We start from the raw sequence: 19,511 nt of genomic DNA on the forward strand, positions 1-19,511 counted from the left end.
GACGCCCCCTAGTTATCCAATCTCAACATTATCGAGCAGTTCTTCAACCACTCTTTGATGGTCAACACCATCGGCCAATGCGTCGTAAGACAACGAGAATCGGTGACCTAATACGGTTGGTAACATGGCACGCACATCGTCCAACATGACATGGTCACGTCCTTGCAACCATGCATAAGCGCGAGCACATTTATCCAACGCGATGGAAGCACGCGGACTTGAACCAATCTCAATCCATTTAGACAAGTTTGATTCTGGGTAACGCTCTGGCTTACGAGTTGCCATCACCAAGGCCACAATGTAGTTCTCAACTAAATCAGAAACGGCAATGTCTGGAAGTTGGCGCCGAGCTTCAAGTACCAACTCAGGTTCAATATGTTGTGGCGTGACTAATTCTGAACTGGTCTCGCTACCGAGTTCCTCACTGCGCACAAGTCGAATGATGTCGCGTTCAGCTTCATCTTCTGGATAGTCGACTGTCACTTTCATAATGAAACGGTCCATTTGTGCTTCAGGCAGTGGATACGTACCTTCTTGCTCAACTGGGTTTTGTGTGGCTAGCACCATGAACAAATCTGGCAGGATGTGAGTTTGACCACCCACCGTAATCGTCCCTTCCGCCATCGCTTCAAGCAGAGCAGCCTGTACTTTTGCAGGCGCACGGTTCACTTCATCGGCTAATACAATGCTGTTGAAAATAGGACCCGGTTGGAAATGCAACTGAGGCTTTCCATCAAGCTCTTGATACACCTCCGTGCCCGTCACATCAGATGGCAGCAGGTCTGGCGTAAATTGAATTCGACCAAAACTGGTGTTCAGTAGATTCGCCAGCGATTTTACTGAGCGAGTTTTCGCTGTACCGGGAAGTCCCTCTAAAAGCACATGGCCATTAGTCAATAACCCTATCACCAGAGCCCGAACGACGTGGCTCTGACCGATAACACTTTTCTCTGTTTGTTCAATCAGTTGGTTTATTGCTTGTTGCGCATGGTTCATAGGTCTTCCCTTAATTCAATCTGGCTGCGTACATCCTACTCACAAGCTCCATAACTATTAGTTATAAACGCGATAATTGGTTACAAGCGGAATAAGCAGCAAGCTCGATAGCCAAGCTCACCTCATCGCTTTATTTAAACCTAGCTTTCAATTGGTTAATGGCTTCCGGCGGTGCCACTTTGCTCAATGATGAAATACATTGCTCAAACGCCTTTGGTACGCCCGGTATATGACTGTTTCGCGCCAACACTTCACACTGGGCATACAGGTGCTGTGGGTTGCGGCTAAATTGGTAAGCCTTATGCAGTGATTGACTTGCCGCAAGCACATCCGATTTTTCCAAAGCCAATCCGTACACATACCAATATTGAGGGTCGGTTTGCGCAGTTTCAGCGGCTTGTTTAAGGTAGTCCGTTGCTTGTTCGTAATCTTTCACACGAAGCAGAGACAATCCTGTGCTGTATGGCAAAACACTCGATTTAGGCTGAGCTTCAATACCTTGCTTCAAGGTCGACAACGCTTTTGCCTCGTTACCTTGCGCTCGATACAAATCCGCTAAATTGGCGTAGCTGTTTTCGAAATAAGGCTCAATCTCGATAGCGCCTAGATAAAACTCAATCGCTTTGTCGTGCTGGCCTAAATCTCGGTAAACGTTGCCTAGGTTAGTACGTCCAAATCCTCTGTCGGCATTAAATTGCTGTATTTCAATGTACTCTTCTAATGCAGGCTTGATTTGGTCTTTCTGCAGAGGGTTCATTTCTCCCCAATAACGCACTAATGCGCCTGCGGTTTCTGAACGAATCGACAATACAGGGTCTTTCAGTAGCGGCTCTAGAATTTGCCAACGGTCAGTGAATGGGAAACCAGACGAGCCTTGTACCACACCCAAACGGATCATTTCATCATCATGTTTCACCGCTCTTGCCAGCGAAATAAGCGTATTCTTACCCGTATTACCGCCCAAACGTTCTAAGCTCGATGCACGAATGATATTGCTTAAGCTAGAGTCCTGAGCCGAGTATGCCAACGCATCCTCTGCACCTCTGTGCCCTATCGAGTCAGCATAAAAGGCAACGGCAAAGTGCTGCTGATTACGATACTTAGAATCTGGGAACCACTCACCGATTTGCTTATCTGCCCACTGGTCGGTTTGATCTACATGACAGCTAGTGCACACGTTCGGCGTTTTAATGTGTTGGCTAATATCAGGACGTGGGATATGCCAACTGTGGTCACGCCTTGGGTCGACCTCCATGTAAGTCGTCTCTGGCATGTGACAAGTCGTGCATTGTGAAGCTTCAGTATTCGCTTCGTGGAATGTGTGCTTTTCAGGCGTGTATTCTGATGCAATATGACATTGGCTACACACGGCTTCTTCCGCAATTTTTAGTTCAGCGGTATGAGGATCGTGGCAGTTAGTACATGTGACGCCTTTTTCAGCCATCACGGATTGAAGGAAAGATCCGTAAACGTAATCTTCATCGTAGATTTGACCATCGTTGTGGTAAAGCTCTGGGGTAATCAAGCTCAAGCGATACTTATCAAAGAAAGACCCGTTAACGTGATCACCCGTTTCATTTAACTGAGTACGACGGCTGTGGCATTGAGCACAGGTTTGAACTTGATTGGTATGAATAATGTCTTTTGGTTGCAGAGTTGAATTGCCCTCTTGGTAGATCCACTCTTTTACCGATTTTGACAAGTCTCGATCAAAGCCATAATGTGCCGAGAATTGAACATCCTTTCCACCTTTGGCTGCGGTTTGCTGGTTATTTGTTTGCTGGGCTTGTTTAACGTGCTCACTCGCAGGGCCATGACACGCTTCACAACCGACATTAATCTCCGACCATGTGGTGTTGTAGGTATTACTCGCGCTATCGTAGTTCTTTTCTAGGTTCGTTGAATGGCAGTCGGCACACATGAAGTTCCAGTTTTGACCGCTACTGGTCCAGTAGAATTCATCAGTGCTAGTGGTATCAGGATAAAGGTGAAACCAGCGTTGACCGCCTTCACTCTTATCTCGAGAATCCCAAGCAAAAGGAATCAACTGCACACGGCCGTCTTCAAACTCAACCATGTATTGCTGAAGTGGTTCAAAGGCAAAGGTATAACTGATTTTGTAATCTTCGAATTGACCATCTGGCCCTTCAATGTTTACCCAGAATTCATCACCTTTGCGGAAAAAGCGATTAGGCTTTCCTTGATGGGTGATGGTTTGGTTATTGAAATCACCGAGTACGGAATCTTCGGTGGCATGCTTCATCGCCATGTCGTGATGAGAACCTTGCCATGCTTCCACTTCCGCGCTGTGACAGTCAATGCAAGCTTCAGATCCGACATATGTCGCTTGAGAGCTCGCATGCGAAGCTTCTGATAAAGCCTGTTCATTGGCATGCGTGTTGAAACTAAGTATCGACAACACGGGTAAAGATAACATTGCGGATAATACTGCAACTCGCTGGTGTTTCAATCCGTTCACTAGCAAGCACAACCATGCAGACATAACATTCCTTGTTTTTATACATCCTTATGCTTAATAAGGTAGACGCAAAAACAATGAATTTACAATTATTTAGTGGCAGCGAGCACGATAGTTGTGATTCATATTCACGACTGGTATTTACTCATCGATATGCGCAAAAAAAAGAGCTCTTAAGAGCTCTTTGTGTTTTCAGTTTCATTAAGCTATCAGTTTCAATAAACCAAAGCTTACTTGTTATGGTTCTCTTGAAGTTTTTCCATAACCTGATCCAAGCTAAAGCTTGCTGCTTTTTGGCGTGGTGGGTATTCAGCAAATGTTTCTAAGAATTTGCCCACATACGCTTGAGCAGGAACGAACATATAAGCGTGGTCTAACAACCAGTCGTAATATGTGTTCGAGGTAATATCTGCGTTTTCGTATGGGTCCATACGAAGGTTAAACAGCTTAGGAAGGCGTAACGTCACGAACGGTTCAGCCCAGATTTGCATCGTACCCGTTGCTCGTTGCTCCATGAACACCGCTTTCCATTGGTTATAACGAAGTGCTGCTAAATCACCATCATCGGTAAAGTAGAAGATCTCCGAACGACGACCTTTTTCTTCTTCACCCGTTAGATAAGGAAGAAAGTTATAACCATCTAGGTGAAGCTTAAACGTTTTATCACCTGCAGTATGGCCTTTGAGCAGTTTCTCTTTGATTTGATCATCACCTGCGGCTGCTACGAAGGTTGGCATCCAGTCCATGTGATGCATAATTTCGTTAGAGACACTGCCCGGTTCAATCTTACCAGGCCAACGAACCATTGCTGGTACACGGTATGCGCCTTCCCAGTTGGTGTTTTTCTCACCACGGAACGGGGTTGTGCCCGCATCAGGCCAAGAGTTCATGTGTGGACCATTATCCGTTGAGTAGAAAACAATCGTATTGTCTTTGATACCCAACTCATCCACTTGCTTCAATAGTTGCCCAACGTGTCGATCGTGCTCAACCATACCATCAGCGTAGTTACCGACACCGGTTACGCCTTTACTGTCGGCTTTCACGTGCGTTCTAAAGTGCATACGTGTCGCGTTCCACCACACGAAGAATGGTTTGTCCGCTTTCACTGCGCGATCCATAAAATCAAGTGCCGCGTCTAGTGTTTCTTCATCAACCGTTTCCATACGCTTACGCGTCAGTGGACCGGTATCTTCAATCTTGCCATCAGCGAATGACTTAATGACACCACGAGGGCCAAATTTCTTACGAAACTCAGGATCGGTTGGGTAATCTTCATTCTCTGGTTCTTCTTCAGCATTTAGGTGGTAAAGGTTGCCAAAAAATTCGTCAAACCCGTGTGCTGTTGGAAGGAATTCATCTTTATCGCCAAGGTGGTTTTTACCAAATTGACCTGTCATGTAACCCATAGGTTTCAGCATTTCTGCGATTGTCGCGTCTTCTGCTTGTAGGCCAATGTCTGCGCCCGGCAAACCTACTTTACTCAAACCCGTTCGTAACACACTTTGTCCCGTGATAAAGGTAGAGCGACCCGCAGTACAAGATTGCTCTGCGTAATAGTCCGTAAACATCATCCCTTCTTTCGCGATGCTATCAATATTCGGGGTTTTGTAACCCATGAGACCGAAGGTGTATGCACTCACATTGGATTGACCAATATCGTCCCCCCAAATAACCAATATATTTGGCTTTTCAGCCGCAAAAGTGGCGCTGGACGCGGCCATCATCGCTGTACCCAAAATCGCTAATCGACGTTTAGCGCCATATTTCGCTGTCATAGAAACCTCTTCGTAAGTTATTTGCATCCTGCCCTACAACGTATAGTCCATTTTTTACACATGCGCGAGATTCCCTAAGCTATTAATCTTTTTGTCATTTTTATTGAGATACGGATACAGAAATCATCGATAAGGTTTACGCCAACAAACATGATAAGGATCACACATACAAACTAAGGCTTTATTCTACGTACCCACTGGAGCTGATATTAATCAATAGGTTACCTAAGCATCATAACGATTGGTTATAAGCACTATAAAAGGACGTAACGGAATTTTGAGAATAACATTTGCTCATCGATGCGTTGTTCTAACGCATTAATCTTAAAAGTGAATCGGAGTCCTTATGGGTACTAAAATTAATAAACTAGCATTAGGTGTTGGCTTATTAGCAGCTTCTTCAGCGGCAACAGCAGCGGAAAAACCGAATATTCTTGCTATCTGGGGTGATGACATTGGTGTTTTCAACATCAGTGCATACAACAACGGTATGATGGGTTACGAAACGCCAAACATTGACCGTATTGCGAATGAAGGCGCACTATTTACTGACCACTACGGTCAACAATCGTGTACTGCTGGTCGTGCTGCATTCCTAACCGGTCAAGAACCTTTCCGTACTGGTCTATTGACTATCGGTATGCCAGGTTCGGACCACGGTATCCCTGATTGGGCTCCAACGATTGCAGACCTTCTGAAAGAACAGGGCTACATGACCGCTCAGTTTGGTAAGAATCATATGGGTGACCAAGACAAACACCTTCCAACGAACCACGGCTTTGACCAGTTCTTCGGTAACCTATACCACTTAAATGCAGAAGAAGAGCCTGAAACATATTACTACCCTAAAGACCCAGAGTTCCGTAAGAACTACGGCCCTCGTGGTGTAATCAAGTCTACTGCTGACGGTAAGATTGAAGATACTGGCCCAATGACGCGTAAGCGTATGGAGCATGCGGATGAAGAGTTCCTAGAAGAATCTCTAGCATTCATGGAAAAAGCGGTAAAAGCTGACAAACCATTCTTCATCTGGCACAACACCACTCGTATGCACGTGTGGACTCGCCTACAAGAGAAATACCAAGGTAAGTCAGGTATCAGTATTTATGCTGATGGTATGTTAGAGCATGATGACCATGTTGGTGTGCTTCTAGACAAGCTGGATGAACTAAAAATCGCTGACAACACTATCGTAATTTACTCTACCGATAACGGTGCTGAAACGGTTTCTTGGCCTGATGGCGGCGCAACTTACTTCCACGGTGAGAAAGGTACAACTTACGAAGGTGGTATGCGTGTGCCTCAGCTAGTTCGCTGGCCTGGGACTATCAAACCTGGAACTAAAATCAACGATATCATGGGCCACCAAGACTGGATTCCTACTCTACTAGCAGCCGCTGGTGATGATAAAGTGGTTGAGAAGCTAGCATCTGACAAAGGTGCAACTTACAACGGTAAAAACTGGCGCGTACACCTAGATGGTTACAACTTCCTGCCTTACTTCCAAGGTAAAGAAGAGAAAGGCCCTCGTGACAGCATGCTTTACTTCTCTGCTAACGCTGAGCTAAACGCAGTACGTTGGAATGACTTCAAGATTTCGTTTGCTGTGATGGATGGTAACATTGTGGATGCAGTTCGTTTCCAACCAAACTGGCCTCAAGTTGTTCACCTACGTGCTGACCCATTCGAGAAAGCACCGCACGAGTCTGGTATGTACCTACGCTGGATGGCAGACAACATGTGGTTATTCGTTCCAGTAGGAAATCAGGTTCAAGAGTTTATGACGACGCTACCAGATTACCCTATGCAGAATAGCCAAGTACTGAACCCAGGTAACTTCAACCAGAATGCTTACATGCTTCAAGGTAAACTTAAGCAACTAGAAGCAGCCGCAGCACAAGCTAAATAAGCTACTCTAGATTAAAAATGTAATAACGAAGCCGTGGTGACTGAATGCAGTGACCGCGGCTTTTTAGTATCCAATACAAATAACATAAGACGCGAACCGCCAACTAGTACAATTCACACCCAACCTACCCTCTCATTTTTCAAAAATAAAAACTCACACTAGTCAATGTGAACCTTAATATATGACCGTTGCGTTAAGATTTCGCAAATTTTTTCAAATCCTTATGACATGACTTGAATTGGAGTTCTTACCATGCGATTGTAGTTCAACTGCCCATAAACAACTGTATGATTATGAAAACATTAAAATCCATCGCGCTGCTTTCCACAATTATCGCAGCGCCACAAGTGTTAGCTGACGTAACAATTGAAGTTCCTTCTAGCGCAGATGCTTTAGTCGAAGTCTTAGCTGTTAATGAGGCTAAACCTGATCTCGACGGTGGTTTCTTCTCTTCGAGCAAAACGATCACCGTTCCAGATGGCGTAAACCAAATCGTTTTCAAATATCAACTGGCTTTCAGCCAAGGTAACGACCGAGAGTTTGTCGATAGCGATACCATTATTGCTACTTTTGATGCGACAGACACAGCATTGACGTTTGACATGCCTAAGTTCCGTAACACCAACGAAGCGAAAAAAGGCCTTCAAAACTTAGATTGGAAACTGGTTGATGAAAACCAAAATGCAATCAGTGTTAAGCAAGACAAACTTATCAAAGATGGCATGCAGATTGGTCGTAAGTACCCGCAAGAAGCGAAGGAGTACAACCAGAAAGGCGGCATCGCAGCACTTACAGTAGGTGCTAGCGCGGGCGCAGCAGTTGTAGCACAACCCGTAACGCTTCCAGCAAAGATTGACGGAAATGCGGCGAATACAGCTGAAGAAATGTTGTATTTCTGGTACGAAAAAGCGGATGCTGAAACGAAGCAGAAATTCAAAGACTACGTGAACAAGTAGCTCAATGGTCTTAATTTAAAAACGAAAGAAGCTGGCGCACTGCCAACTTCTTTTTTGTCTTCATCTAGATGATTTAGGCTTATATAGATTAAGCAGACTCAGTCGATAACACTTTTCCATCTACTTTTGTTGGCCACCCTAGCGCTTTGTATTCAGCTGCTAGTAAATGGGCACAGCGGCTAGAAATTCTGGTCAAAATCAGCTTTAGCTAAGTAACCTTGAACAAGCTCTCGATATTGCTGCTTCAATGGCGCTTCAATAAAGCTCGCGTCTATCGCATTCAAACTAAACAGCGCTAACTCCTGATGCGTCATCTCATGAGCTTTGCTCACCGCATTAAAGTTATCCGACATGTAACCACCAAAATAAGCAGGGTCATCCGAGTTAATCGTTACAGCCACACCCTTTCTGAGCAGTTCGACAATGTTGTGGTCTTCCATCACATCGAATACACGCAATTTAATATTCGACAGTGGGCACACCGTCAGTGGCATTTTGGTTTCAATCAGCTCTTCGATTAGAGCTTCGTCTGTCATGCACTGGACACCATGATCCACTCGACTCACGCTGAGCATTTCAATCGCATCGACAATGTTTTGAGCCGGCCCTTCTTCTCCTGCATGCGCCACCGTCAAGAAGCCCGCTTGTTTTGCTTGTTGGAATACACGCTTGAACTTCTCTGGTGGGTGTCCTAATTCAGAAGAGTCCAGTCCAACCCCGACGATCTTATCTTGATGCTTCAATACCTCTGCGAACGTTTGAATGGCGCTCTCTTCAGATAAATGGCGCAGAAAACATGCGATGATTTGAGAGGTAATGCCCAACTCTTTATGACCCTGTTCAAGCGCACGATGAATGCCGTTAATAGCGGTGTCGAATGCAATGCCACGATCGGTATGTGTCTGAGGATCAAAGAAAATCTCAGTATGGATAACATTGTCGGCTTTACAGCGTTCTAGATAAGCCCATGTTAAGTCGTAGAAATCCTGTTCTGTGCGCAGTGCATCAGCACCTTGATAATAGATATCCAGAAATGACTGTAAATCATCAAATTCGTATGCGCGTCTTAGTTGCTCTGGGGATGAATAAGGCAGCTCAATGCCATTGCGTTGAGCAAGCTGGAAAAGTAACTCAGGTTCGAGCGAACCTTCAATGTGTAAATGCAACTCTACTTTTGGGAGCCCTTGAATAAATGCGTTCATATTTCACCTACTATGGATTTTAGGTGTGCACTTACTCTGAATAATAGACAGGAGGTTTTCTTGAACGCCATTACAAAGAGTAAGAACACAATTGTGATCTAAACCCTTCGTAATCAGCACTTTGCGGGAGCTGGTAGAGACCCCCAAACCATATCATTGGGGTTATACGAAGCAAACGGTTGCTACTATACAGAGTTTAATGGGAATTTCACTAATCAATTGCTCATTAACCGATTTCTAAAGCAGGAACCTGTTTGGTTCGATCTCAACGGTAATCTGGTCGTATTCTCGACATCAGCAACATATCGATGTACTTACCCGCTTTGAACGTACTGAGTCTTTTTGTGCCTTCTAACTGAAAGCCTACACGTTCATACAAAGCAATAGCGGCGTGGTTATCGGCATGAACCTCTAACTCAAGACGCACGAGATTAAGCCAGTTATCCGCCTGATTGATCGCTTCTTGCATTAACGCCTTACCGACCCCTTTACCATGCATATCCGGGTGAATAGCAATACCAAAACCAGCGCAGTGCCTGTCTCTTACCTTGGTGGTCATGAATAAAGTAATGTGACCCACTACTTTGCCGGAGACTTCCGCAACCAGAGTGAAATGGTCTGAATGACCAAACAGTCGCTCCACTTGTTCAGAACTAAGATAAGGCTTTTGTGAGGTGTTTTCTGAAACTGAAGGGCGGCGATAAATATCGAAAATATCTTGGCTATCCGTTGCTTCTAAATGTCTAATTTGTATTTCCAAAGCGCTTCCTTATCCTATTATTTCTATCCATAAGCTAATTTTCATATTACGGATAGCAACGGGAACCTACAACCTTTAAAGGTGTAAGTGCCCGAAATAATTAAACAAATAGTAAGACTGAACTTAAACTTCTGCTTTGATGAGTATTTTTAAAATAGTGTGAATATCAGAATTTATAATCCACACCCACACTCGCTAATACTTGCTCGGAGTTATAGAAATCGATATTAGAATCTATGCTTCTTAAACCCAGTAAAGTAATGAACGCCCAATCTTTATAGCCCATCAAACCACCAAACTCATAAGCTAAGAATGCACCGAATTCATTCTCTTCACGTACTTGCCCGTAAATTGGATTCGACTCATCATATTCTCGATCACTTGCATCTAGGGTGACAACAAAACCATGACGACCGATTCTCTTCGCGTAGTTTAATTCAATACCATAACTATCGAAGCTGAGTGCTCCTCCTTCTGCGTCTGAGTGGAAATACACCATTGAAGGAACAAATAGACCTGCGTGGTTTGGTAAGATAAAGCGGTATCCTGCTTTGGCGTACACATAGGTTCTTTCCCTTTCCAGCAGCACAGTATCTTCCGGAGATAAGCCTTGGCTACCAGATAGCTCTTCATCAACATCTGATTGCCCAAATGCGAGATCCGTTCGAAAACCAGTTCCACCGATATTAGTGAGCTGCAGTCGTCCTACATTACCTTTCACATCCGTTTCATTTCGATTAACGCCAACAACATACGGATCCGTCCAAGCCTTACCCGAGATAAGCGTAGGAAGAACAGAAAAATCCAATATGGTGCCACCAGAAAGTTGATATCGATAACCGATCTCAAACGCAATGGTACCTGTTGCAATATCCTCTCGTGTCGTACCCGCATACACTTGGTGAGTCAGCGATTCGCCAAAAGTATATTGAACAGTACCCAAAAAGCCGAGTAGCCCTTGGTTTTCACTCTCCCCTTCCTGGGTGTTGGTGGCTTGATTCGAATCTTGTTCAGTACTCAAATTACTACTGTAAGAGTAGAAACCGGCCAATACACTGAAGTTACCGCTGAAGCCTTCACTTGGAGCAAGGCCACTGTATGCAGGCATTGAAGCCAATGCAGAAAAGACTACTGGTAAAACAAACCTCATATTCACATCCATTACTTGAATAATCACCAAATAACTATAAGCATCAAATAACTATAAGCATCAAAATGGAATTGTAACAAGCATTTAACAATATAAGTTTATTCGCTTGACGCTGTCGATATCGCTAACCATTCACTCAAAGACACAACAAATTGATCTATCACGATTGGGCTTTCGTAATACCTCTCGAAAATAACGGACAAAACTCAAAGGAAGACAATATGTTTAATAAATTAATCAAAACCATGTCAGTGCTAGTTGCGACGCTTCTTTTTACGGCTTTTGCTCACGCTGACCACCACGGAATGAAGAAAGATATCGTTGACGTGGCGGCTGAAAACGGCTCTTTCAACACCTTGGTAGCAGCGGTAAAAGCGGCAGGCTTAGTTGAAACATTGAAAGGTGACGGTCCCTTCACTGTGTTTGCGCCAACGGATGAAGCGTTCGCTGCGCTACCAGAAGGAACGGTTGATATGCTGTTGAAGCCAGAAAACAAAGACAAGCTGATTGCAGTACTGACCTATCATGTGGTGCCAGGGAAAATAATGGCGTCTGAAGTGATGAAACTTGATAGTGCCGTAACAGTGCAAGGCGAAGCGGTAATGGTAGGAATTGATCACGGCAACGTGATGGTCAACAAAGCGCAGGTCGTGATGGCAGATGTTGAAGCAAGCAATGGTGTTATCCATGTGATTGATGCTGTATTACTGCCTAAATAATAAAGATGAACACAAATCAAAGGTTCTTAAAGGGTGTGACAGGCTCACACCCTTTTGACGTTTAAATACCAAGTTAAGATCGGTATCAAACTAGCCGAACCTGCCTTTATATAAGCAAGAACCCGGATTACATAAACAAGCGCCCGAATATCAGAAAGGCCGCCATCGATACCACCTTCGTGAAGACCACTACCCAGATGCAGTCACCAATACTAGAGTGCGTCGCTTTCCCGAGTAGGAACACAAACAGAATCAACCCTAACACCCAACCTACTGTTGGAATCAATGACACCAGAGCAACGATAACAGCAATAGTAAGAAGGGATTTAAAATCTGCGACCACGAAAGACATTTTAGAGGCGATGTACATACAACATGCGGTGATTAATGCGTCCATCACAAACGCTAAAGCTTCAATACCCACTTTACTTCCTTCACTGATATTAGTTGAAGTGAATATTATCTCTAAAGAGATGATTTTTCTTGAATAAGAGAACAAAAAGCAGGTGAAAACTGTGTCAAAAATGAGATTACCGTTCGTCTGAAGGCATAGGTTTATTTGTTCGAGTCTTCTAAGCCTTTGACCAGTGCTCGCGACCGAGTCTGATTTGCTTTTTGATAGGCATCAAAGCCATCTTCGCGTTTACCTCCGAACAAACAAAGAAACGAGTTGATGACAAATGAAAAGAATGAGATGACGACAACAAAGAGAGGAAATAGCCCCGACACCCCAGCATCTAAGGCAAGAACGCCAACAGCGAAGGACAACATCGACACCAATGTATATAGTTTAGATCTACTCACATGACTCATGAACAACACTCCTTGTATTCATTCAATGTTTAGATTAGACAAATTATCTTGCACACAATTTGAACTCATCGACAATATCAATAGATCAGGAAAAGTTATCCTTAATAAGGTTCATTAATATTTCAAACTCGGTTTCTGTATCCCTAAGAACACGAGTCCGCCTATTCAGCTGCCTTGTCCATCTTCAACTATCTTTTCCATCACGTAATTGGTCAGCTTTACGCCACGCATTTCGACTTCCTGTTCATTTACTACCTTAAAGCCAAGGTGCTCATAAAAAGGCCTTGCGGTAATACTTACTTCAGAGAAATATCTCGATACGCCACGAACTCGACCCACAGTGAAAACATGTTCCATCAACGCTTTCCCGACACCCTTCCCTTGATATTCGTGGTGACAGAAAAAGTGATCAATCAAGCCGTTGGGTTGCAGGTCAGTATAGCCAACAACGCAGCCATCGAGCTCAGCCACAAAGGGTTGTAACCCATTCATACGCTTTTGCCATAACGCAAAGTCAAAGCTACTGGGTGCCCAAGCTTCGACTTGCTGTTGAGAATAATCTCGAACATTCACGTTACGTACGGTATGAAAGAAGATCTCCCACAGTGCTTTGTCATCACTCGCTTGATAGTTTCGAATTCTAACCACAACATACTCCTTTTTATCTTAAGTCCTTTCTGAGGTGCAAATAAACAGCTGAATCAGCAAGCTTTATAACCTAACAGCCTCAGCTTTAGAGCAAGATATCAACGATAAAACACAGCGAGCCAGATCGTCACCGTATCTTTATCTGTGCCAATAACCTTGTGCTTTTCTCTCGCAGCAATATTGGTGTAATCCCCTTTAGACAAGGTAACAACGCGTCCATCTTCAAACTCGATGACGCCTTGACCTTCTATCACCATCACCCATTCATTCTCATCTTGATCATACCAACCCTCTTCCGGGGAGCTGTGTCCATGCGACAATATTCTTTCAATTCGAACACTGTCGTTGGCAATCAGGTCATTGAATATTTCATTGGGTATTGATGAAGGAACATCATTGTAAATGTTTGGCATCAAGCTCTCCTAGCTAGTATTGAATTGATTAATAATTTGGGCCTTAGCTTCAGTTGTAAACCTAAGCAGTGGCACTCTTTCTGAAGTAAAAACGGTAATAGCCCACCAAGTTACTGCAGATAAACAGCGCCTCCATAACAACCGCTGTTGGCGAACCAACTAAATAATTGTGAACCAACCAAAAGCTGGTTCCGATGATCATCAATTCTCTTAATCGACGGTCATCTTTATTGAAGGCAGCAAAGGTCTGAAATACGGAGGCAAAGCAACTCAATATGCTGGTCAGCCCTGAGTAAGTCACTGCGGTTGCGACCACCGACATCGAAGAAAACAAATATTTAAACTTAGACGAGGTAGAAAATACGCTCGTCAAATAGCGAATCGTGGCAATCGTCATTAAGCTCGCCGCTGTCCATTGTTCAAGAAGGATAAAGTGACTCGAAATAAGAACGCCAGCAAAGAACAGACAAGTGACGATTTTCTTCCTTTCCTTGAATTGGAATGACAGAAGATCAAAACAAATGGCTATCGCGACTAATACTTGGGAAAGATAAAAGGCAGACACGGTGATTCCTTCAATAATAACATTCCGCCCTAGCCGCTTCTTTCACGGTGAATAATCGAATAAAACATACTAGGCGGTTACAACAAAACAGAGCAAACAGCGCTCTAAAGCTTCTATAAAAATCTAAAGCTTCAACACACCACTAATCACAGTGGTCGCAGAGCCGATTAACTTTATTCGCCCATTAGCCAATAATTCAGTCGACATATAGCCACCACGACGAGACGCCTGATAAGCACTGAAACTGCTTTTGTTGAGCTTTTCTGCCCAGTGTTGCGTCAATGCGCAATGTGCCGAGCCAGTCACAGGATCTTCATTAACCCCAACCCAAGGTGCAAAGTAGCGAGAAACAAAATCAAGTTCCGTATTTGCTGCCAATGCTGTCACCACTACACCTCGCCCTTGAATACCTTTTAACGCATCAAAGTTTGGTGAAAGCTCCAATAACACTTGTTCGTTGGAAACTTCGATTAACTGCTTAGAGTCAAATTCTCTGAATGAAACTACTTGATGCGGATCTAAACCTAGGTGTTCAAGCAGCGTGAGGTTGGGTTCAGAACGCAATGATAGCTGTGTACTAGGAAAATCAAGCTCGATAGACGATTCACAAACGGCGGCAGATAATTCCCCAGATAAGGTGTTAAACACGACCTTATCACCTGTCTCAAGCAGTCCTTGTTCTTTCATCACATGAACCGTTGCCAGTGTGCCATGTCCACACAGCTTCACTTCGACTTCGGGAGTGAACCATTTAAGCGTCATAGTGTTAAGCGCGAGAAAAGCCGTTTCAGATACCGCCATCTCTTCAGCGATTGAAAACATTAACGACTCATCCAACGGCTCTTTGGAGATACAGACCCCGGCAGGGTTCCCTTTAAACGCTTGAGTTGTAAACGAATCTACTTGATATATCTCTAAATCCACAATGGCTCCTAAATGCACAACATTTCCCAAACCGGCAATCATGGCTCGTTGGGACATAACCTAGATATTGCTGCCCACAATAAGCACAATCACCTTGTGCTACAAGTCTTTAGCAACAACTTTATCGATACTTATTGAGAAACGAAACAAATGATAAACAAAACGTTATAGAAGTGTTTTTAGGGATAAAAGAACATTGAACATAAGAGTAAATCGCGATGGCAAAACAAAGGAATAACGACGATTAATACGAGCGAAAACCCGAAAAAGGTAATCACCGCATCATTATTTAATGCTTAATATTTGCATAATAACTTGTAAGAATGGATATTATGATGAATATTAATTTAAATAATCCATTCACGGACAATAAACTGGAATACGTACTTGTGTTGAATACGATACGACGGAGTCATCCTTGCCTCACACGATAAAGGTTCGGTATCAAGTAGGAGTAGCAAGTTGCTATTTGCATGAAATGCATGAAGTTGAAGTTAAATTAAGTGCCTAAATTTGAATCATATCGCAAATTTTGGGCTACGATTTAGTTATCACGTACGAAAGGGAATCCGTCAGTGAAAGCGTTTTGCGTATCAATACTTGCGTCAACATCCTTTTTGGCTAGCCCTGTATTTGGCCAGCAGCATGATATTTATCTCTACAATTGGGATGAATTTTTATCTGACAGCGTCGTTACCCAGTTGAGTGATACCTACGGCATCTCACTAAAGCAGCAATATTTTTCTGACGAGTCCATTCGTGATGAAGTGCTATTGAGTGAACGACGAGGTGCGTTTGAATTGGTTGTCATTGAAAGTATGAAACTGAAAGCGCTGGCTAAACAGAACTTATTCCACAACCTGAGCGACTTGCAGCAATCCCTTTCAAGCAACTTTGACTCAAGATGGGTGGATGGGTGTGGCGAATATGGAATCCCCTACGCTTGGGGGACATCCGGCATCTTATACCGAAGCGGAAAAGTTGAGACTCCCAAGTCTTGGGGCGCTCTTCTAGACCCTGAAACCAAAACCAGCGGCCGAATCAGCATGTATTATGAGCCTACGGATTTGGTGAGTGCTGCGCTTCTGATGAATCAATTTGAGCCGTTTACCAACAACGAACAAGAACTTCGAGTCGCTTACAAAACGCTACAAGCACAGAAGCCTCACCTTGAAAGTAATGAATACGTTGTCGATTATATTCGTCATCCCGAACACTTAGCCAACATCGACCTCGCCTACGGATACTCAGGTGACAGCTATGTGCTTAATGATGCCGAACCTGAGGCATCTTGGGCCTACACAGTGCCTCTAGAAGGAACAACCTTATGGTTAGAGTGTATGGCTGCAATTAACAACGGAGAGCGATCTCCACAGGCAACCACGATTCTCTCCTTCTTATCGCAACCCGAAATCGCCGCTCAAAACGCAATGGATTCATGGTTTGCAACGCCAAGTTCAAAAGCAAAAGCACTCACTTCTCAGGAGTATCAAAACGATCCCGAGCTTTTCCCGAATAAAGAAGTATTAGATCGCAGCTACCTTTATCAGCCGTTAGAACCGAGTAGCATTCAAATTCGCAACCGTATTGTCGACAGTTTGAGATAACTCATGCCAGTATTGAAGAAGCTCTATTTTGTACTTTTACCAACGCTGACATTTGTGCTCCTGATAGCAGGAATCGTGATGTACAACTTCGCATCAAATCATGCTAAGCACATGTATTTGGACAAGGTGCAATCTGATGTGAACACCGCTTTAGTCGCGGCGGAATACGAGCAGCTCGGCTTGTCCTTACTAGTTAAAGATATCGGTTCTTCGTTGCAGTTCCTCCGCTACATTCAAAATCCTGGCGACTACACGACTCTATCGCTATTGGAAAAACGAGTACTCCGAGTATTAAGCCAGAATCACGTCAATCAATTTGGGCAACGCAATGTTTATATCGTGGACCCTAAGTTCAAATTAACGCTTTCGACTCTCAGAGCCGATCCTTTCGAGGGGCTAAAAATCCCTGACAAGATTTATGAAAGAGTCTTCGACATATACACCTCGTTAATCAGCAAGAAGGAACTCTCCTACGAAGGCTTCTCTTATGTCTCGATTAGTGGCGAGCTCAGATATTCGTATGTTGCGGCAATTGACCCTTACCTCCTTCCTCAAGATAAACGTGCAAGTAGCAGTTTAAATCGCTACATTTTGATTGCTGACGGACCTCTGATACAACTCTCTAGCTTATTAATCAAATACAATGACGATGACAATATTCAGTTCTTAATCGAGCCATCCTCAGACGCTGCCAACATTGAAAATACCCAATTCGTTATCAAATCAATTGAGCAAACCCAAGATAATATCAATGTGCAGATGACCAGCCGACATCTCATCGCGCAAGTAAATATTCGAGAACAAAAGTTCAACCATGAGAAAGCCATCATCGCTAAACAAACCTTGTTAGGTGGCTTTGGTACTCTCTTTACGATCATGTTGATCGTACATTTAGTGGTACGTTACCAACTCGTGCGACCGCTTAAAGACTTACTTCAAGAGATATCGATCGGCGGGCTCAAACTTAGATACTTCAAACGCTCATCAGGGCAAAGTGAAATTGATGGTTTAAAGAACGCGTACATAGACTCATTAACAGAGTTGAAGTTCGAAGCCGAATTCGACCAACTCACCAAGCTAGCTAACCGACGCTCTTTCATCAGACACCTTGATGTACGACTAAAAAGCTCGATGAGCCCACACTGCTATGTGGTTTGTTGGGACATCATCGATTTTCGTAAAATTAACGATCTCTACGGGGCAAAAGTTGGTGATAATGTACTGATAAGCTTAGCTAAAGCACTGAAAGAGACACTACAAAACCAACAAGCCTCTTTGGGCTTTAGTTGCAGTGATTACTCTTTAGCCAGACTGGGAGGGAATCAGTTTATCGCGATCTTGGAGATGGGTAAGAACCAAGTGATAAACGAAGAAATTGAGAACATCAACAATACGCTGACCGGCACCACCTTCCTTGACTACTATGGGTTTCGATTATCACTCGCAACAGGTGTTTTACCGCTCGACACGCCAAAGTTCGATGAGATTTGGCACCGATGCATCGATGAAATGTTAGCTAATGCGAAGTCTCATAGTGATGGCGAAAGTCGTATTGTTTATGGCGAAGAGTTGTTACATACCTTGGAACGCCATGACGTTGTAGAGAAAAGACTCTTAGAGTGCTGCGAAAGTGACAACTTTGAACTTCGCTTTATGCCTATTTTTAACGCCAAGACACTTCAGATAGATGGCGCGGAGTGCCTGATTCGTTGCCCAGCCTTATTCGATATCGATGCGGGACCAGAAGAATTTATCCCAGTTGCAGAAAAGAGTAACCTTATTGCCAGGCTCGACATGTGGGTCATTGGCGCCGCGATCAAAAGCTATAAAGAGCTTTCAGAACTTCATAAATACAAGGGTACTCTGTCAATTAATATCTCGGCGATGGAGCTCTACAACCGTAATTTTGCCGACAACATCCGTAAAGTACTCGAACGTTATCAAGTGCCACCTGGCAACATTATTATAGAGATTACCGAGACCAGTTACGTGAAAAGTACCAAGCTTACGGTGCAGACTATCGAGAGCCTCAGAAGCTTAGGTTTAAAGGTCTCCCTTGACGATTTTGGTACGGGCTACACAGCGTTTAACCAACTTCTCCACTACCCTGTGGATGAGCTCAAAATTGATAAGAGCTTTATCGATAACATGGTAGACGACAAGGCCGACCGCAAGATGGTCGAATCTATGGTTAACTTAGGCCACTCTTGTGACACGCTAGTCGTCGGAGAAGGTGTTGAGTCGATAGAACAGTATCATTACCTCAGAAAAGCCAACTGTAACCTAATACAAGGCTACTTCTTCAGTCAGCCACTCACTTATCTGGAATTCATCGAGTTTGTTCGAAACCATAACCCGCAAGCAATTTTAAACCCGCAGTCTGTTAGCAGTTCGAGATCTAACGAGCGAATCGTTGCACTCACTCAAAAGCAGTAACCTTAAACCTAAACCTAAACCTCAAAGCCTCTCTTCCTATTCAAGCGCGGAAAGCCACTATAGCTATAACTAGTAGTAGAACTATCTTCATCAGAGCAGGAGCTCTCTATTGGCTGCACATTGAATGAGGAGGCAAATAAAGAATGGCAAAAGCCA

General features: G+C 43.8%; 17 protein-coding genes and 1 riboswitch. Of the genes, 5 read left to right on the forward strand and 12 right to left on the reverse strand.

All coding sequences use genetic code 11. The features are described from left to right. Positions 1-12 precede the first annotated feature (12 nt). From AB6E78_RS06200 to AB6E78_RS06210, 3 genes are all read right to left on the reverse strand, one after another. Positions 13-996 (reverse strand): AAA family ATPase, encoded by a 984-nt coding sequence (locus AB6E78_RS06200; protein ID WP_372118158.1) that lies wholly within the window; start codon positions 994-996, stop codon positions 13-15. Between the two features lie 130 nt (positions 997-1,126). Next, on the reverse strand, positions 1,127-3,499 hold the full coding sequence (locus tag AB6E78_RS06205; RefSeq protein WP_372133034.1) for a tetratricopeptide repeat protein: 2,373 nt from the start codon (positions 3,497-3,499) through the stop codon (positions 1,127-1,129). A 206-nt stretch (positions 3,500-3,705) separates the two neighbouring features. Continuing rightward, positions 3,706-5,253, reverse strand: coding sequence for an arylsulfatase (locus AB6E78_RS06210; RefSeq protein ID WP_372133037.1), 1,548 nt, complete (start codon positions 5,251-5,253; stop codon positions 3,706-3,708). A 346-nt stretch (positions 5,254-5,599) separates the two neighbouring features. Between AB6E78_RS06210 and AB6E78_RS06215 the strand changes: the two genes are divergently transcribed. Beyond that, a complete protein-coding gene (locus AB6E78_RS06215; RefSeq protein ID WP_017064704.1) occupies positions 5,600-7,162 on the forward strand; it encodes an arylsulfatase in 1,563 nt (520 codons plus the stop codon). A 293-nt stretch (positions 7,163-7,455) separates the two neighbouring features. Then, positions 7,456-8,118: a DUF2057 family protein gene (locus AB6E78_RS06220; RefSeq protein ID WP_136979510.1), complete on the forward strand. Its 663-nt coding sequence runs from the start codon at positions 7,456-7,458 to the stop codon at positions 8,116-8,118. A gap of 179 nt (positions 8,119-8,297) precedes the next feature. Here AB6E78_RS06220 and AB6E78_RS06225 read toward each other — a convergent pair whose 3' ends face one another. From AB6E78_RS06225 to AB6E78_RS06235, 3 genes are all read right to left on the reverse strand, one after another. Beyond that, the gene (locus AB6E78_RS06225; protein ID WP_136979512.1) at positions 8,298-9,320 is read right to left on the reverse strand and encodes an adenosine deaminase; all 1,023 of its coding nucleotides are present in this window, start codon (positions 9,318-9,320) and stop codon (positions 8,298-8,300) included. Between the two features lie 90 nt (positions 9,321-9,410). Then, positions 9,411-9,510, reverse strand: a riboswitch (purine riboswitch). 75 nt (positions 9,511-9,585) lie between these two features. Continuing rightward, positions 9,586-10,080 carry a GNAT family N-acetyltransferase gene (locus tag AB6E78_RS06230; RefSeq protein ID WP_372133041.1) on the reverse strand — a complete coding sequence of 165 codons (495 nt, stop codon included), beginning with the start codon at positions 10,078-10,080 and terminating at the stop codon, positions 9,586-9,588. 166 nt (positions 10,081-10,246) lie between these two features. Then, positions 10,247-11,230: a DUF2860 family protein gene (locus AB6E78_RS06235; RefSeq protein WP_372133044.1), complete on the reverse strand. Its 984-nt coding sequence runs from the start codon at positions 11,228-11,230 to the stop codon at positions 10,247-10,249. A gap of 221 nt (positions 11,231-11,451) precedes the next feature. On the opposite strand from AB6E78_RS06235, the gene AB6E78_RS06240 reads away from it, so the two are divergent. After that, complete coding sequence (locus tag AB6E78_RS06240; protein WP_017064709.1) at positions 11,452-11,949, forward strand: fasciclin domain-containing protein; 498 nt, start codon at positions 11,452-11,454, stop codon at positions 11,947-11,949. Between the two features lie 127 nt (positions 11,950-12,076). Here the strand turns inward: AB6E78_RS06240 and AB6E78_RS06245 are convergent, their stop codons facing one another. From AB6E78_RS06245 to AB6E78_RS06270, 6 genes are all read right to left on the reverse strand, one after another. Beyond that, complete coding sequence (locus AB6E78_RS06245) at positions 12,077-12,373, reverse strand: hypothetical protein (protein WP_017064710.1); 297 nt, start codon at positions 12,371-12,373, stop codon at positions 12,077-12,079. Positions 12,374-12,504: 131 nt separating this feature from the next. Further along, on the reverse strand, positions 12,505-12,762 hold the full coding sequence (locus tag AB6E78_RS06250) for a hypothetical protein (protein WP_017060020.1): 258 nt from the start codon (positions 12,760-12,762) through the stop codon (positions 12,505-12,507). Between the two features lie 165 nt (positions 12,763-12,927). Continuing rightward, positions 12,928-13,410, reverse strand: coding sequence for a GNAT family N-acetyltransferase (locus AB6E78_RS06255; RefSeq protein WP_017064712.1), 483 nt, complete (start codon positions 13,408-13,410; stop codon positions 12,928-12,930). 98 nt (positions 13,411-13,508) lie between these two features. Continuing rightward, on the reverse strand, positions 13,509-13,823 hold the full coding sequence (locus AB6E78_RS06260) for a cupin domain-containing protein (protein ID WP_017060022.1): 315 nt from the start codon (positions 13,821-13,823) through the stop codon (positions 13,509-13,511). 61 nt (positions 13,824-13,884) lie between these two features. Next, on the reverse strand, positions 13,885-14,388 hold the full coding sequence (locus tag AB6E78_RS06265; RefSeq protein WP_017071337.1) for a YgjV family protein: 504 nt from the start codon (positions 14,386-14,388) through the stop codon (positions 13,885-13,887). Between the two features lie 123 nt (positions 14,389-14,511). After that, positions 14,512-15,312, reverse strand: coding sequence for a PhzF family phenazine biosynthesis protein (locus AB6E78_RS06270; protein WP_065584627.1), 801 nt, complete (start codon positions 15,310-15,312; stop codon positions 14,512-14,514). 575 nt (positions 15,313-15,887) lie between these two features. Here AB6E78_RS06270 and AB6E78_RS06275 point away from each other — a divergent pair. Together AB6E78_RS06275 and AB6E78_RS06280 are read left to right on the forward strand one after the other, a co-directional pair. Next, positions 15,888-16,919: a PotD/PotF family extracellular solute-binding protein gene (locus AB6E78_RS06275; protein WP_017060025.1), complete on the forward strand. Its 1,032-nt coding sequence runs from the start codon at positions 15,888-15,890 to the stop codon at positions 16,917-16,919. A 3-nt stretch (positions 16,920-16,922) separates the two neighbouring features. Further along, positions 16,923-19,355 (forward strand): putative bifunctional diguanylate cyclase/phosphodiesterase, encoded by a 2,433-nt coding sequence (locus tag AB6E78_RS06280; protein ID WP_372133047.1) that lies wholly within the window; start codon positions 16,923-16,925, stop codon positions 19,353-19,355. Positions 19,356-19,511 lie beyond the last annotated feature (156 nt).

This window comes from Vibrio sp. 10N.247.310.98 (genome assembly GCF_041467395.1).
Taxonomy (GTDB): Bacteria; Pseudomonadota; Gammaproteobacteria; order Enterobacterales; family Vibrionaceae; genus Vibrio; species Vibrio crassostreae_C.